8 protein-coding genes and 1 tRNA gene are annotated in these 16,751 nt (G+C 62.0%); 4 read left to right on the top strand and 5 right to left on the bottom strand.

The features are described from left to right. Positions 1-397 precede the first annotated feature (397 nt). From U1A53_RS00510 to U1A53_RS00500, 3 genes are all read left to right on the top strand, one after another. Positions 398-865 carry a collagen-like protein gene (locus U1A53_RS00510; protein WP_322278180.1) on the top strand — a complete coding sequence of 156 codons (468 nt, stop codon included), beginning with the start codon at positions 398-400 and terminating at the stop codon, positions 863-865. A 453-nt stretch (positions 866-1,318) separates the two neighbouring features. Further along, positions 1,319-3,094, top strand: a complete 1,776-nt coding sequence (locus U1A53_RS00505; protein WP_322278178.1) for an MbnP family protein — start codon at positions 1,319-1,321, stop codon at positions 3,092-3,094. Next, the gene (locus tag U1A53_RS00500; protein ID WP_322278175.1) at positions 3,091-10,479 is read left to right on the top strand and encodes an Ig-like domain-containing protein; all 7,389 of its coding nucleotides are present in this window, start codon (positions 3,091-3,093) and stop codon (positions 10,477-10,479) included. The genes U1A53_RS00505 and U1A53_RS00500 overlap by 4 nt, the downstream gene beginning before the upstream one ends. Before the next feature lie 21 nt (positions 10,480-10,500). Here U1A53_RS00500 and U1A53_RS00495 read toward each other — a convergent pair. Continuing rightward, a tRNA-Gln gene (locus tag U1A53_RS00495) sits at positions 10,501-10,574 on the bottom strand. A gap of 312 nt (positions 10,575-10,886) precedes the next feature. Here U1A53_RS00495 and U1A53_RS00490 point away from each other — a divergent pair. Continuing rightward, on the top strand, positions 10,887-11,630 hold the full coding sequence (locus tag U1A53_RS00490) for a hypothetical protein (protein ID WP_322278172.1): 744 nt from the start codon (positions 10,887-10,889) through the stop codon (positions 11,628-11,630). Between the two features lie 15 nt (positions 11,631-11,645). Here U1A53_RS00490 and ptsP read toward each other — a convergent pair whose 3' ends face one another. From ptsP to U1A53_RS27055, 4 genes are all read right to left on the bottom strand, one after another. Next, positions 11,646-13,406 carry a phosphoenolpyruvate--protein phosphotransferase gene (ptsP, locus tag U1A53_RS00485; protein WP_322278170.1) on the bottom strand — a complete coding sequence of 587 codons (1,761 nt, stop codon included), beginning with the start codon at positions 13,404-13,406 and terminating at the stop codon, positions 11,646-11,648. Positions 13,407-13,456: 50 nt separating this feature from the next. Further along, on the bottom strand, positions 13,457-14,311 hold the full coding sequence (locus U1A53_RS00480; RefSeq protein WP_322278168.1) for a tetratricopeptide repeat protein: 855 nt from the start codon (positions 14,309-14,311) through the stop codon (positions 13,457-13,459). A gap of 96 nt (positions 14,312-14,407) precedes the next feature. Next, complete coding sequence (locus U1A53_RS00475) at positions 14,408-16,474, bottom strand: prolyl oligopeptidase family serine peptidase (RefSeq protein ID WP_322278166.1); 2,067 nt, start codon at positions 16,472-16,474, stop codon at positions 14,408-14,410. Between the two features lie 155 nt (positions 16,475-16,629). After that, positions 16,630-16,751 (bottom strand): DUF1501 domain-containing protein (locus U1A53_RS27055; RefSeq protein WP_345786474.1); only part of this gene is annotated, 122 nt, incomplete at its 5' end.

Below are 16,751 nucleotides of genomic sequence, written 5' to 3'. Positions count from 1 at the left end.
CAAGCACCAAGCACCCTGAACTTTGAAACCTGACCGCACAGGGACTGTGCGGACCACTATGTTCGACCCCACTCTTCCTCAAGCCGGCACCGAGATCGACGCGGTGCAGATGCGCGGACAATTGAACGGCCTCAAGGATCTACTCCTACTCCGCCTCCCTTTTTGGTCGTCTTTTGGCTCAAGCTTCAGGGAGTAGGAGGAGGAGTAAGAGGAGGAGGACGAGAACGAGCCTGCCAGTCGCCTCAGCTCAGTATTTCAGCTTTCAGCTTTCTCATTTGACTCCCTCGTGCCTCACACTCGTGTCGCCCTCCGGGCTTCGCTACGCTCAGTCGGTCTCGCAGCCCGCCAGGCTGCTCGGCTCAGCTTTTCAGTATTTCAGCTTTCAGCTTTTCTTCCTATGTTCGACCCCACTCTCCCTCAAGCCGGCACCGAGATCGATGCGGTGCAGATGCGCGGGCAGTTGAATGGCCTCAAGGATCTCATTGATGCCATTCAAACCATCAGTGCCGCCATCGTCGATGGCACGAACACGCTGCCGACGGGCACTCCGGCCCAGGTGACCCTCGATGTGACCGACGGCACGCTGCACTTCATTTTTGGCATCCCCACCGGCCCGCAGGGTGAGACGGGCAGCAACGGCAGCGATGGCAGCCAGGGCCCGCCGGGCATCCAGGGCGAGCAGGGGCCGCCGGGCGCTCCCGGCGAGGTCTCGCTCCAGCAGCTCACGGACGCCATCGCCACCAGCAGCAGCAACAGCAACGCCGTGGCCACGCTGGGGATGACGGTGAGCGACCCGCCGACGCAGGCGGAGGTGCAGCAGATCGCGAACAAGGTGGATGAGTTGATTGGGGTGTTGAGGAGGTGAGGACTGAAAAGCTGAAAGGCTGGAAGGCTGAAAGGCTGAAAAACTGAAATGGGAAAGCAGAGCCGAGCAGCATGGCGGGCTGCGAGTCAGACTGAGCGAAGCGAAGCCCGCAGGGTGAGATGAGCGTGGGGCGCGAACGAATCAAAGCTGAAAGGCTGAAAGGCTGAAAGGCTGAAAGGCTGAAAGGCTGAAAACTGAAAAGCTGAAATGGGAAATGGGAAATGGGAAATGGGAAAGCAGCAGCACCTGAGGAGGAGGCAAATGAGAGAGCTGAAAAACTGAAAATGGGGAGGCTGAGATCAGATCAGAATTTCAGCTTTCTACTTTCCCATTTCAGCTTTTCAAAAAGCTGTCCCCGCTCCTTGATCCCGCCGGATCGAACTTACAAAGTCCTGACTTAACGCTGTATGACAAATATAGAAAGTCGTGTCAGAATTGGAAAAGATGCCAATCTTGCGCTTCAATCTTGCGAATCTCAGCCTCCCCAGACGGTTTTTTCCGGCTTTGGGCGGGGGTTTGATGGTGCTGGTGCTCATGCTGCCTGCGGTCGCTCAAGAACTGCGGTTGGACGTTCGGCCTGTGACCCAGGGTGCGGAGATGCGGCTGAACGAAGCGCTGGCGGGGCGGCCCGCCGCACGGGTGACGCGGCTGGACTTTCTGCTCTCCGGGCTGGCGTTGAAGAAGAAAGACGGCCCCTGGCTGGAGTCCCTGGACTGGTTTGCCTATGTGAGCGCCGCCTCAGGCCGCATGACCGCCAAGGGCAGCGGCATACCGGAAGGCGAGTACACGGGCATCCGCTTCCGCATCGGCGTGGATGAGACGGTGAACAAGGCGGACCCGAACCGCCATGCGCCGGATCACGCGCTGAATCCGCAGGTCAACGGCCTGCACTGGGGCTGGATGGGCGGCTACATTTTTCTGGCGCTCGAAGGCCGTTTCCAGAATGGCGGCAAGGAGGACGGCTTCTCCTATCACGTGGCCAATGCGCCGCAGTTGATGACGGTGGAACTGCCGGTGGCATTTCGTGGCGGGCGTCCGCTGACGCTGGCGCTGGATCTGGATGTCACGCGCGTGCTCAAGGGAATCGACTTTGCCAAGGACGGCACCTCGACGCACTCGCGTGCAGGCGATCCGCTGGCGGCAACCTTGAAGACCAACCTCGAGCAGGCCTTCCGCGTGCGTGGCGTGAACTACGATGTGTATCAAACCCCGGCGTTTACCGAGACACCCGCCCCCTTCCCCGCTGGCACGCATCCGCTGACGCCCGCGATCACCCAGCGCTTCCCGCAGGTGAAACTGCCTGCTGACAATCCGCTGACCGAGGAAGGCGTGGCGCTGGGCCGCCAGCTTTTCCACGACAAGCGGCTTTCGATCAACGGCACGCAGTCCTGCGCGTCGTGCCACGATCCAAAAAATGCCTTCGCTGATCCGCGTCGCTTCAGCCTCGGCGCACAGCAGCAGCCGGGCAAACGCAACGCCATGCCGTTGTTCAACCTGGCCTGGCATCCAGGCTTCTTCTGGGACGGCCGCGCTGCCACGCTGCGCGAGCAGGTGCTCATGCCGATCCAGGACAAGAACGAGATGAACGAGACGCTGCCGAATGTCATCGCGAAACTCGATGCGGACCCGGAATGCAAGACTGGCTTTGCCAAGGCCTTTGGCTCCGCCGGGATCACTGCGGAGCGCCTGGCGAAGGCGCTGGAACAATTTCTGCTGACCTTCATCTCGCAGGAATCACGCTTTGACCGGGCCGCGCGCAAGGTGGCGGAACTCGCCGAGAATGAGAAGCGCGGTCTGCAGCTCTTTGTGACCGAGTTTGACCCCAAACGCGGCCTGCGTGGCGCGGACTGCTTTCACTGCCACGGCGGCACGTTGTTCACGAGCCAGGCTTTTGCCAACAACGGCCTCGAACTCGCCGCTGATGACATTGGCCGCATGGCGGTGACGAAGAACGCGGCGGACCACGGCAAGTTCAAGACGCCGAGCCTGCGCAACGTCGCGCTCACCGCGCCCTACATGCACGACGGGCGCTTCGCCACGCTGGAGGCAGTGGTGGAGCACTACAGCGGCGAGGTGCGCCGCTCGTCCACGCTCGACCCCAATCTCGCCAAGCATCCCGAGGCTGGCATCCAACTCAACGCGCAGGAAAAGGCCGACCTCACGGCCTTTCTCAAAACACTGACTGACGAAACCTTCGTCAGTCCCGAATCCGCCCCTGCCACACAATGAAACGCCTGCTCCTCGCCACGCTGCTCATGGGAACCACCGCGCGCGCGGACGTCCTGAGCCACGAAGAAAGCGATGTCCTCGCCGCCGAAGCCGCACGCCTCGCGCCTGCCGCCGGCCCGACCGCCACGCAGATGCTGCCGCCGGTGCCCGCGCAGTATTCGACGCTGGGATTGTGGAGTTCCGTCATCGCCTGGACACCACACATCCCGGTGACCTGCGCGCAGCTTCCTGACGGCCGCCTGCTGACCTTTGCCTCCAGCCAGCGCACCACGTTCCCGGTCGGCAATGCCACTTACGCAGCCACCTGGGACTACCGCACAGGCGCCTTCGTAGAAATCAACAACACGCGGCACGACATGTTCTGCGGCGGCGTTTCCCTGCTCAAGGACGGCCGCCTGCTGGTGAACGGCGGCAACAACACCATCCGCAAATGCAGCCTCTTCGACTGGCGCACGAATGCCTGGAGCGCGGCGCCGGACATGCAGGACCCACGCTGGTACAACACCAGTGTGGCCCTGCCGAACGGCACCATCTTCACCGCCTCCGGCTCCGGCGGCAGCGACACGGCGGAGCGCTGGCAGGAAAGCAGCGGCTGGACGCGCCTGACCGGCATCAACTGGGCGCTCGCGCACAGTGAGGGCGGCTTTGAATCCATCTGGCATCCGTTTCTTCACGTCGCACCGGACGGCCGCATCGCGCATACCGGACCCACGCACACGATGCACTGGGTCGATCCGACGGGCGGCGGCCAGTTCATCAGCACCAGCGCCACCGTTCCCGGCGCCTACTATCCCAAAGACGGCGCGGTGGTGATGTTTGACACCGGCAAAATCCTCCACTCCGCCGGCCGCACCAACGGCGGCGGCGCCTCCAATCTCGCCTACGTCATCGACATCAACGGCAGCACGCCAGCGATCACGCAGACCGGCAGCCTCACCCATGCGCGCACCTTCGCCAACGGCGTGGTGCTGCCCAACGGCGAGGTCATGGCCATCGGCGGCAACAGCTCGCAGGAAAAATTCAGCGACAACGACAGCGTGATGACGCCGGAAATCTGGAACCCCGTCACCGGCCAGTGGCGCACTGCCGCGAACATGCAGGTGCCGCGGAATTATCACTCGCTGGCCGTGCTGCTCCCCGATGGCCGCGTGTGGTCCGGCGGCGGCGGCCTGAGCGGCAACTCCGCCGACCATCGGGACGCGCAGGTTTACACGCCTGCGGCGCTGTACCATGCCGATGGCACCCTGGCCGCACGCCCCGCCATCACCGAAGCGCCCGCCGCCATCGGTCCCGGCCTCACGTTCAACGTGCGTGCCACCGCCGGCCTGAGCCGCTTCACTTTCATCAAGCTCACCTCGCTGACCCACAGCGTCACCAGCGACCTGCGCTTCCTCAATCTGCCGTTCACACAGACCAGCCCCGGTGTTTATGCCGTCAACGCGCATGCCAACATCAACGTGATGACGCCGGGGCACTGGATGCTCTTCGCCATCGCACCGAACGGCGTTTACTCCGTCTCGCGCATCATCCAGGTCGATCCGGCCATCACTTACGCACTGAGCAGTCCAGGAGATCAAACCGGCACGGCGGGCACGGCCATCACCCCCGTCACGATGAACGCCACAGGCTATCAGCCTGCCACCACCAGCTTCAGCGCCAGCGGTCTTCCAGCAGGACTCGCCATCCATGCCGGCAGCGGCGTCATTTCCGGCACTCCTGCCGCCACAGGCGTCTTCAATGTCACCATCACCGTCAATGACGGCATCAAACCGGCGTCATCCACCACGTTTGCATGGACCATCTACTCCGCGCTCACGCTTTCGCCCTTGAGCCATGCTCCGGTGCCGGTGGGCACCGCCATCACCTTCACCGCCAGCTCGACCGGCGGTCTCAATCCGCAGTACAAGTGGAACTTCGGCGATGGCTCGGCCGAAACGGCCTTCAGCAGCAGCAACACGATCACACAGACCTTCAGCCCGCCAGGACGTTATCTCGTCACGCTCACCGCACGCGACGACACGGGCCGCGAAGTCACCACCAGCTTCCGCCAGGCCGTTCATGCGGCGCTCACCGCAGCACCACCCGCCGTTTCCAGCAGCATCGCCTATCAGGTCCGCAGCGGTGCGAATGCACGGCTCTGGGTGGTGAATCCCGACCAGGACAAGGTGACCGTGTTTGACGCCGTGACACGCGCACGCAGCGGCATCATCACCACCGGCAAGGGCCCGCGCAGCATCGCCATCGCGCCCGACGGCCGTGCCTGGGTGGTGAACAGCGAGAGCGGCAGCATCACCATCATCGGCACGAATCTCGCCGTCGCCCAGACGGTTCCGCTGGCGCGCGGATCACGTCCGTATGCCATCGTGTTTGATCCGGCCGGAACGAACGCCTACGTCTCCTTGCAGGACACCGGCCGCGTCGTGAAGATCAATCCGGCCACGCCCACGCAGATCGCCGCCACCGCGACTGTCGGCAGCGACGTGCGGCATCTTTCCATCAGCGCCGATGGCACGAAGGTTTTTGCCACGCGTTTCATCACACCGCGGCTGCCCGGCGAGGAAACGGCCCATGTCATCACACAGCAGGGCTCGATGAAGTTCGGCGGCCAGGTCGTGGTGATCACTGCGGCAAGCATGAGCGTCGCCAAGACGATCATTCTCGAACACAGCAACGATGAGGACAGCTCCATCACCGGACGTGGCATTCCAAACTATCTCGGTCCTGCCGTGCTCAGCCCCGATGGCATCAGCGCATGGGTGCCGTCGAAGAAGGACAACATCAAACGCGGCATGCTGCGCGATGGCAGGCCGCTCACCCACGACAGCACCGTGCGCAGCATCACCTCACGCATTGATCTGACCACGGAGGCCGAAGATTTCGCCGCGCGCATTGATTTCAACGACGCCGGCATCGCCAGCACCGCCGCCTACGAGCGCACCGGCATGTATCTCTTCACCGCGCTCGAAGGCAGCCGCGAGGTCGCGGTGGTGGATGCGTGGGGAAAGCGCGAACTGCTGCGTTTCACCGCCGGGCGTGCACCGCAGGGCGTCATCACCTCGCCCGATGGCCGCACGCTTTACGTGCACAACTTCATGGACCGCACGGTGACCGTTCACGATGTCAGCGCGGTTCTCAACGGAGCCGAAACCGCGCCCACACTCACGGCCACGCTGAACTGCATCACCACCGAGAAGCTCACCGCCGCAGTTTTGAAAGGGAAACAGTTCTTCTACGATTCACGCGACCCGCGCATCGCCCTCCAGCAGTATGTCAGTTGCGCCACCTGCCACAACGACGGCGGACAGGACGGCCGCGTGTGGGATTTCACCGGCTTTGGTGAAGGATTGCGCAACAACATCTCCCTCAAAGGCCATGGCACGCACGGCCCCGTTCACTGGACCGGCAACTTCGACGAGATTCAAGATTTTGAAGGTCAGATGCGTGGTTTCGCCGGCGGCCTCGGTCTCATGAGCGATGCGAATTTCCACGCCGGCACACGCAGCCAGCCGCTGGGCGATCCCAAGGCCGGACTCAGCGCTGATCTCGATGCCCTCGCCGCCTATGTGACCTCCCTCACCACAAACGGCAGCAGCCCGAGCCGCAACAGCAACGGCACGCTCACCGCCGACGCGGTCGCAGGCCAGCAGATCTTCCGTGCGCAAAACTGCGCCGCCTGCCACAGCGGCACGCGCTTCACCAACAGTGCGCTCCATGTCTTGCGCGATGTCGGCACGATCAAACCGAGCAGCGGCAGGCGCCTGAACACCACGCTCCCCGGCTTCGATGTTCCAACGCTGCGCGGACTCTGGAACACCGCACCGTATTTGCACGACGGTTCCGCCGCGACTCTTGCCGATGCGGTGCGCGCTCACCAGGGGGTGCTTCTTACAGACGCCCAGCTCTCTCAAGTCGTGTCCTTTCTCTCTCAAATTGACGACGCAGTCGTGAGTGCGCCCTCACCGTTGAACATTGTGCTCGCCACGGCCAGCAGCACCGTGAACACCACCTTCCCTGTCACCGGGGTCTTGAGCGAAGCGGCCACGGGTTTCACCGCCGCCGACATCAGCATCACCGGTGGCACGATCAGTGGTTTCGCGATCACCGGAATGAGTTTCAGCTTCAATGTGGGTCCGCTGGCCGCGAATGTGCGCATCGAGATCGCCGCGAATGTGATGACCGATGCCACCGGACTCGGCAACCTCGCCTCCAACGTGTTGAACCTCACCAACACCAGCGATGTGACCCGACCCGTGATCACGCTGGCCACCACAGAAAGCAACGTGAGCGCCGCCTTCGACGTGAGCCTCACCTCCAGCGAAAACATCCTTGGTCTGACCGCCGGTGATTTCACGGTGACCAATGGCACCGCCTCCAACGTCACCGGCAGCGGATCGAACTTCAGCGCCACCATCACACCGAACGCCGCAGGCAGCGTGACGGTGTTGCTTCCCGCCGAAGCTGTCGCAGATGCCGCCGGCAATGGCTGTGTGGTTTCCAACACCTTGAGCGTCACATTCACACCTGCGGACACCCTCCAACCCACCGTCACGCTCGCCACCGCATCAACGAACGTCAGCGCCGCTTTCCAAGTGACCGCCACGTTCAGTGAAAATGTTTCCAGCGTCGCCTTGAGCGACTTCATCGTCACGAATGGCAGTGTTTCCTCCCTCAACGGCAGCGGAAGCGCTTACAGCGTGACCGTGACGCCGATGACCAACGGCAACGTCACGATCCAACTGCCCGCGAATGCCGCGAGCGACGCCGCAGGCAACACCAGCAGCACCTCCAACACCTTGGATGTGATTTACACCACCACCGCCGATCCTGTGCCAAGCGTTCTGCTTTCAACAGCATCCAGCAACATCGCCGGCAGCTTCACCGTGAACGCCCAGTTCAGTGAAAACGTCACCGATGTCAGCGAAGCCGATTTCATCGTCACCAACGGCCACGTCACCGGCCTCAGCGGCAGCGGCTCGCTCTGGATCGCGACCATTCAACCTGCCACCACCGGCGATGTGACGGTGCGCATGCCTGCCAACGCCGCCCAGGACAGCTCGGCGCAGGGCAACAGCGCCTCCAACACACTCACCGTGTCCTTTGCTCCCTCCGCAGCCTTTGCCGCGAAGATCAATTTCCAAAATGCCGGTGCACCGAAACCCAATGGATACGTGGCGGACAACGGCGCTGTCTTTGCCGTGCGCAACGGTCTTGAGCACGGCTGGAACATGGATCACAGCAAGCAGGGCCGCGATCGCAACGCCGTCAGCGACCAGCGCCAGGACACGTTCATCCGCATGAGAACCGGCGCCAGGTGGGAGATCGCCGTGCCGAATGGCGAATACGATCTCGTCATCAGCGTGGGTGACGCCACCGCCACAAGCACCAACACGCTGCGCGTGGAAGGCACTGTGGTCTGGAGCGCGCTTGCCTGCGCCGCCGGGAAGTTTCAGGTCAAATCACTCCGGGTGTCTGTCGCGGACGGCCGCCTCACGCTCGACAACGGCAGCGCCGCCGACCGCGTCACCGCCTTGAACTACATCGACATCGCGAACATCCATGGAACGCCGCCGACACGTCAAAACGGCCTCACCGCCGATTACTTTGCCGGGATCAACTTCGACCAGCTTCGCTTCAGCCGCATCGACAGCACGGTCGATTTCCGCTGGGACGCCGCCGCGCCCGACACACGCCTCGCAGCGGACAACTTCAGCGTGCGCTGGCACGGCTGCATCGTCCCGCGCCACAGCGAACGCCACACATTCACCACGATGAGTGATGACGGCGTGCGCCTTTGGGTGAACGGCCAGTTGCTCATCAACAACTGGACCCATCATGGCGAAGAATGGAACACCGCCGAGATCGATCTCCAAGCCGGCGTGCCCGTGACGATTCAGATGGAGTTCTATGAAAACGGTGGCGATGCCGTGGCACGCCTGCTGTGGGAAAGCACCAGCCAGCCGCTCGAAGTGGTGCCTGCTGATCGTCTGCTGATCAATGAAACCGGCATGACCGGCACCACCTACCCCGCCACATTCGCCGCATGGACCGACAGCGGACGCAGCAACGGCTCGGGCAGCATGACCACCGCCGCCACCAACGCCGATGGTGATGATCTGCCCGATCTTCTGGAGTATGCGCTCGGCGGCAGCGCAGGCAGTGGCATCAACGCCGGTGAAGTGCTGCGCCTCGACACTCAAAACGGCCACGTCAGCGCCAGCATCGTGCGCCCTCAGGGCATCAGCGATCTGCATTGGTTCCTGGAAAGCAGCACGGATTTGAAAACGTGGAGCTTCCTCGCCACCACACCCGCCGTCATCGATGACGACAACGGCACCGAGACCCTGCGCTGGGAAAATCTCGACACCGTCGCAGATCAGAGCCTTGTCCGCGGCATGGTGCGTTTGAGGGTACAGCGCACGTCCACAGGCGACACCGCGACCACCCCCGCCGTCACCTGGCAGCAGATCACGACGCAACGCGGCACGCAAACGATCGGCGTGAATGGGGTGAACGCGCCCGTTTTTGCCGGTTACGCGCACTCGTCCGCCGGCAATGCCGTGTACATCACGGATGCCTCGTATCTGCCGGGTGTCGTCGATCCTGATGCCCGCTACTACCTGGAAATCCGCAGCGGTCCACATGCCGGTCATCGTTTCGATCTCGCGCACATCGGCGACAGAGCAATCGTCATCGACACTGAATCCGCCAACAACACGCTCCTGGATGTCCCCACCGACATCTCAGGCGCGCGCATCGCCATCCACAAGCACGTCACGCTCGGCCAAGTGTTCGACAAAACCGTCCTGAATGGCACCAACACCCCTTCCACCGCCGATCAGATCCTGTTTCTCACGTCTTCCGGCTTCCGTTCGTTTTGGCTGCTGAAGGCCGGATCATATCATCAATGGAACGCCGCAGGCGACGCCACGCTGACCAGCGCTGATGCCACGATCATCCCGCCCGGCACTGGCGTGCTGCTGAAGACCGGCAGCACCGTGGCACGCTCGATCGTCGTCACCGGCCAGGTCCGTACCACGCCGTTTGCGCAGTTGGTGACGCAAGGCTACAGCCTGCTCACCAGTCCTTGGCCGCTGGATGCCTCGCCATTCAGTCTGAGAATGACTGACACCACGGTTTTTACCGCCACCACGAATCCCACCACCGCCGACACCTTCCAGCTTTGGAAAGGCGACAACCAACCGGGAGCGAGCGGCTACAACGGTTACTGGTTCTTCCAGCCCCCGAACACCCCGGCCATCTGGACCTCTTCCGGGGACGCAAGCCTGCGTTCGCAAAATGATCTTCTGCTGCTCAAGACCGCTCGTGCCGCTTTCCTCAACCGTCGCAGCGCGACAACAGGTGTGTGGGTGATCCCTGCACCCTAAAATCTCAAGCCGCACTCCGAGTGGTTACCCCGCAAGGATTCGAACCTTGAACGAGAGAATCAAAATCTCCTGTGTTACCATTACACCACGGGGTAGGAGGTGCTTAGAGCGGCGGATAGTAGTGCCTCCTTGGCGCTGCGCAAGGGCGGCTTCGGTGTGAGTTTGCGTGACCTTTGGAGTCATTTCCAACTTGCTTGGGGTCATTTTAAAGGCTCGTCGGCTGGTCTTGGTACTTTTTTTCAGCCCTCAAAGCTAGTGAGGCAGATGGGCTCCAAAGCCTTGATTTTACTTGGATTGGGCCATTTCAAGCCAGCAGCGAATCATTGAAATTATGGAAATGCGAAATATTTATTCTTGCAATCTTTTCCATAATTTACATAATTAACATGCAATCTGCGAAAAATACTATGAAGAAGCTCATCCTCATCCAGAACGACTATCCCGGCACCGGCAAGAGCACTTTGGCTCTCTGCTTCCACCGCTACCTCCAGCAGTATGGTGTCGCCCATCAACTCCTCTCCCTCACCGAAGAGGACATCCCGGCCCAGCCGGGTTCCAAGGCTCTCGATGCCAGTTCACTGACCCCGAGAGAGTTCCTCGCCCACGTCGATGCCGCCCCACTGACCATTTTGGACGTGGGAACCGGCTTGGGAGAGTTCTTCAACAAGTTCTACCAAGGCTCGGAGATGGACCAGATCCTCCATGAGACCGGTGTGGCCGTTTCCGTGGTGCTGCCCGTCACGGCGGACCGTGAGAGCTTTGATTCCGTGATCGAAGCCGCAGAGGTCTTCTCCGACAACGCGGAATACCTCATCGCCCATCTCGTCACGAGCTGCTACGACGAGGATGACAAGGTGTGGGACACCAGCTACGCCGCCCGCGTGATGGACATGTTTGAAGCCGTGGAACTGCACATCCCGGAGATCACCTTCCAACTCGAACTGAGCAACGAGCGCATCAGTCTCGACCATGCCCTGCAGCAGGGCGATGTCGAAGAACGCCTGGGCAAGGAATACACCAAATGGAACCGCCGCGTCATGGGCCAGGTGGACAGCGCACGCCAGTATCTCTTTGGCGACGCCTTCCGCCCAACGATGGCCCCCAAGCCTGCCAAACCCGCTCGCAAAGCGAAGGCCAAACTCGCCGCTTGACCCCAAAACCACGGGCTACTCGAACAATTCGGGGTAGCACCGATCTGCCACAGCCCGGCTGAGAGCCAGAATCTCGACCGGGCTGGTGCATGTCTGGGCGGCGCGTGCCAGCTCCTCGCATTCCGACACGGACAGACGCCGTACCGCATGCTTCACCCGCGCGATCTGCGTCGTCGCCACACTGAGTTCGTTCAAACCGAGACCGATCATCAAGGGCGTGAGCCGCAGATCCGACGCCATCTCCCCGCACATGCCGATGCGGATGCCCGCGCCACGCGCCGCTTTGACCGACATGCCGATCAACCGCAGCACGGCGGGATGCGTGGGCTGGTACAGTCCTGCCACGCGATCGTTCAGCCGGTCCACAGCAATGGTGTACTGGATCAAATCATTCGTCCCCAAGCTGAGGAAATCGACCTCGGCGGCAATCAAATCCGCTGACAGCGCCGCGCTGGGAATCTCGATCATCGCTCCGACCTCGACTTCCTCGGGCACGTCGATGCCTTCGGCGATGAGTTCCTCCGCGCAGTCATTGAGCACCGCCTTCGCATCCACCACTTCCTGCACACCGGAAACCATCGGGAACATGATTCCCACCCGGCCATGCGCCGCCGCACGCAGCAGCGCGCGAAGCTGGCGCTTGAACAAATCCGGCCTGCCCAGCGACAACCGGATGCCGCGCCAGCCAAGAAACGGATTCGGCTCCGGTTCCACCGCGAGACGCTCATCGATCTTGTCGCCGCCGAGGTCCAGCGTACGAAACACCACGCGCTTCGGCGCCAGTGATTTCACCACACGACTGTAGGCTGCGGTGAGCTCATCCTCCGTCGCATCCGGGTTTTCCAGATGCAGGAACTCCGTGCGGAACAGCCCCACCTCCTCCGCGCCGCTGTCCTCCACGATGCCCACTTCTTCGATAAACTCCGCATTGGCCCCCACGCAGATCATGGTGCCGCAGAGCGTCGTTGAAGGCTTGTGGCGCTCCTCCTGGAAGACATCCTCACGCCGCTCCGCCTGCTCTTCACGCGTGCGGTAGCGCGCCAGCGTTTCCGCCGTCGGATTCAGGATCAGTTGCCCGCCCTCGCCGTCCAGCAGCACTGTATCGCCGCTGTGCAGTTCCTCGCAGATGCCGTGCAGCTTCACCACCGCAGGCAGGGCCAGCGAGCGTGCGATGATCGCCGCATGCGACACCGCGCTGCCCGTTTCCACCGCAAAGCCCAGCACCTTGCTGCGGTCCAGTTGCACCGTGTCCGAAGGCGTCAGGTCATGCGCCACCACGATCACCGGCTCGTCAAACATCGGATGCTGCATCAGCTCGCCGCGCAGGTGGCGCATCACGCGTTGCGTCACATCCTTGATGTCCAGAAAGCGCTCACGCAGATACGCGTCGGAAAGCCCGCGCAGCGCATCCATGTGCTTGCACATCAGCTTGTAATAGGCCCAGTCCACGCAGACCCGCTGCTCGCGCACCGTCTTCTCCGTTTGTTTTAGAATCGTCGCGTCCTGCAGGATCAGCAGATGCGTCTCAAAGATCTCGCTCTCCGCGCTGCCCTGCTCCCCGTCCATCACACGTTGCAGTTCCTCGATCTCCTGACGTGTCACCGCCAGCGCCGCGTGCAGACGCGTCATTTCCTGGTCCACCATTCCCTCCTCGATGCTGTCCTCGTCCGGCTCATCGAAATGATCCTTCAGCACATGCACCACCGCATACGCCACGCCCGCTGACACGGCGGTGCCAGTCCAGATTTTTTCGTTGTGAGCAGGCGTTGGAGTCATCCGCACGCACCTTTCATGCGGACGGCGCGTTTGGCAAACGCTGCGGTGCCTCAAACCGTCGTCAGCGTCTTTTCCAGACGCTTTTGGAAGGCCGCCGCCTTGCCTTCTTCACCGATGATATCCAGCATCGCGATGTAATCCTGCCCGATGGCCTCGTAACTCGCCGCTTCCGCCGGCAGTTGGGACTCCAGGACGCCCAGGCTCGTTTCGAAATGCTGCTGCGCCGCGGCGTTTTCACCCAGTTCATGGCAGGCCGTGCCGAGATTGCAGTACGACTGCGCCACATCACGATGTTTGTTTCCCAGCACCTTGATGCGTATTTTGAGACCGTCCTCAAACATCTCCTTCGCCTGGTCGGGAAAACCGGCCGCGTAATACAGACTCCCCAGATTGTTGTACACGCACGCCACCGACTCCGACTCGCGTCCGCGCTTGTTCTCCAGCGTCTCCAGCGCGCGCAGATAGTGCTGCTCCGCCAGCGCAAACTTGCCCAGACACTTGTACGTCATCGCCAGATTGTTGCGCAGTTGCGCGGCGACTTCGAGATTCTCCCCGCCCAGCGCCTCATGATTGTTGATCGCCTCCTCGTAGTAAGGCAGCGACTCCGTTTCACGTCCGCTGAAGTCCAGCAGCGTCGCCAGGCTCGTGCGCACATTGGCGATGGCTTCGGCGGGCAGCTCCAGCTTCGCGCCAGCTTCCAGCGCCTCCAGATACGTCGCCTCGGCTCCGTCCGTGTCTCCCGCCTCGCGCTGCGCGTCTCCCAGCACCTGCAGCGCGCGCACCAGCGCCGGAGCCTTGCCCGGATACTCCTTCACGGCTTCACGCTGCGCCTCCACCACCACGCGGGCGGCTTGGATGGCAGAATCAAAATCGGGCGCTGAAGGTTGGGCGGGAGTCTCGGACATGATCGCGACAGGGCGGTCGGGGGTTGAAGCGGTACCTTCGAGGACAGAGCCGCACCGCGTCAAGTACCGCGTTCATTCCAAGGCACAAAACTCCCGCTATTTCTTCCTCACCTGCCAGCGTTCATCGAAAAAGTCCGCCGCCACCACCTTGCCCGCCGTTTCGGCGTTCGGCGGCTGGGTGATGTCCAGAATGGCCCAGTCGGGCAGTTTGGGGTTTTGCAGCGAGTTCGTCCGGTCATGCGCCTCGCGGAAGGTCAGGCCGGAATTGATCACCACCTCAAAGCCGGGGGACTGGAGGCAGGGATAAGTCAGCAGCGGCACATGCGTCCTGGCATCAAACGACCGCCCGCCAAGGCCCACCTTCTCCGCGCTCCATTGCACCGGCAGCGCTGCGGCGAGTTGCTTGAGGCAGGAGTTCGACTCCGGCGTGCCCCAGAGAATGAGGCTTTGCGTCTTGCCCGCCTCGATCACGTCTTTGATCTCCGAAGCCTTCACCACGCGCGCATCACCGCGCATCAGGCTGCGCCAACGTGTGAGAAAATGCGCCGACTCGGCCGCCACCCACGCATCCACGGCGGGTGAGGACGACTTGCCATCCGGCAGCACCACAAGGAAACGCTTCAGGAAGGCCATGTCCATGAGGCCGGGATGCGAGGACGGCTTGCCGCCTTGCGGACCTTCGTGTTGAAACGGCTGCTCGTTGCCAAAGTCACGCCACACGCCGTTCTCCTTGATCAGGCGGCACATCGAGCCGGGCACCTTCGGCCCCGGACTCATGAATGTCTCGAACTGCGGCAGTTCCGGGCCCACCGTGAGTTTCAGTTCCGCACCGTCCACGATCACCTTCAGCGATCCCCCGCCCTTGCGCGCCTGCGGCGGTGGGTAAAACACGATGCGCGTCACATGGCTCGTCTTGATCTCAATCGTCTGCCCGTCCGCCACCTTGGCGTCCAACCGGGCCTCCTTCCAGCTCTCCTCCAGACCGTGGAGATTCATCCACTTCATGCGGCCGTAAAACGGCGTCTTGGTCTGAATGTGGACTTCGTCAGGGAAGAGATCACGCCCCTTCGCCACTGCCTTCTCGATCCACGCCTGCACTTCCTTGAGCGTCTCCGGGTGATACTTGTGCGGCATGCCCGGACCGATGAGATGCGGCGGATGCAGGCCTTCTTTGCCGAGCACTTCGATCATGTACTCCGCCGAGTCACGCTGCGCATCCAGTTCCCCGCTGTAGCTGATGAGCGGCACGTTGAAAAAATTCCGCGCGTAGTCCGGCACGTCATACACACCCCAGAGCTTCTGCTCATACCATGCGGGATACTTGTCCGGCGTCAGCTTCTGGTAGCGCTTCACATCGGCGAATCCGGCCCCCGTGTGCACGCAGGCCCACTGGTCCGCGTAATGCGCCCCCAAATGCCACGCACCCGCCCCGCCCATGCTGAATCCCGCCAGCGCTATGCGGTTCGTGTCGATGTTGAAACGCTTGGTCGCATCATCGCGGCATTCAAACACATCCGTCTCCCCCGCGCTCTTCCAGCCGTTGCAGTAACGGCCAAACGGATGAATCACGATCGTACCTGCTGGCTGAAACTGTCCCGGCTTCTTCGCCATCAGTCGTGAATACACGAAGGGCAGGTCCGTCGCCGTGTCGCCCCGGCCATGCAGCCAGATCCACATCGGCACAGGCTTTTTCCCCGCGCCGAACTCCAGTCCTTCCGGCACCTCCACACCGTAGGGCTGCGGCGAATCGTCGATCTTCGAGTAAAAGCCCAGCACCTTCAGTCCGCTGCCATTCATCCACGGCGTCTCGTTCTTCGTCAGCGACTCGATCCGCTTCTTTGCTTCGTCCAGCAGCGCAGTCGCCTTCTTGACGCCGTCCTCCGGTTTCTTGTCATACCACTCGTCAAACTCCAGCGCGTAGCGCACCGCCTTGAGAAAAATCTCCGCATCCGCCGCACGCGCGTGTTTCTTCACCGCCGCAAACGCCTGTGTCACCGCCGCCAGCTCCTTCTCAATCGCCGCCTCCTGTTCGGATGACAACGCCGCCGTCGGTTTCGGCGGCAGACTGCCCTTGAAGGAAGCCGTGGCACCGTTCGGACTGAGCTGCGCCTGCATCGGAGACACCGCCGCCGTGAAGAAGGAGAGAAGAAGAAGTCGTTTCATGGAGCCAGCATAAACGCATCCATCCGCCCCTTTTCACCAACAGATACGCAACCTCATCTTCTCATTTCCCCGACAAGCCATGAACAGAGGAACGAGGAAACCCCTGCCCCGTTCAGCGGGTCACTTTGAGCGCACTCAAGGCTGTTGTGGCAATTTTACGCCAGCACCGCTTTCACCGGATGATGCTCCTCCACGCCGGTGAGGCGCTGATCCAGTCCCTGGAACTTGAAGCTGAACTTGCGGTGGTCGATGCCCATGAGGTGGAGGATAGTGGCGT

The sequence above is a fragment of the Prosthecobacter sp. genome (assembly GCF_034366625.1).
Classification (GTDB): domain Bacteria; phylum Verrucomicrobiota; class Verrucomicrobiia; order Verrucomicrobiales; family Verrucomicrobiaceae; genus Prosthecobacter.
Note: the sequence above shows the minus strand (reverse complement) of the source record. Positions and strands in the feature narration are given on the sequence as shown.

Excerpts from the sequence above, each read along its gene's own strand:
- ptsP (WP_322278170.1), bottom strand. The coding sequence starts at position 13,406 with ATGACTCCAACGCCTGCTCACAACGAAAAAATCTGGACTGGCACCGCC.
- U1A53_RS00490 (WP_322278172.1), top strand. The coding sequence starts at position 10,887 with ATGAAGAAGCTCATCCTCATCCAGAACGACTATCCCGGCACCGGCAAG.
- U1A53_RS00480 (WP_322278168.1), bottom strand. The coding sequence starts at position 14,311 with ATGTCCGAGACTCCCGCCCAACCTTCAGCGCCCGATTTTGATTCTGCC.
- U1A53_RS00500 (WP_322278175.1), top strand. The coding sequence starts at position 3,091 with ATGAAACGCCTGCTCCTCGCCACGCTGCTCATGGGAACCACCGCGCGC.
- U1A53_RS00475 (WP_322278166.1), bottom strand. The coding sequence starts at position 16,474 with ATGAAACGACTTCTTCTTCTCTCCTTCTTCACGGCGGCGGTGTCTCCG.
- U1A53_RS00510 (WP_322278180.1), top strand. The coding sequence starts at position 398 with ATGTTCGACCCCACTCTCCCTCAAGCCGGCACCGAGATCGATGCGGTG.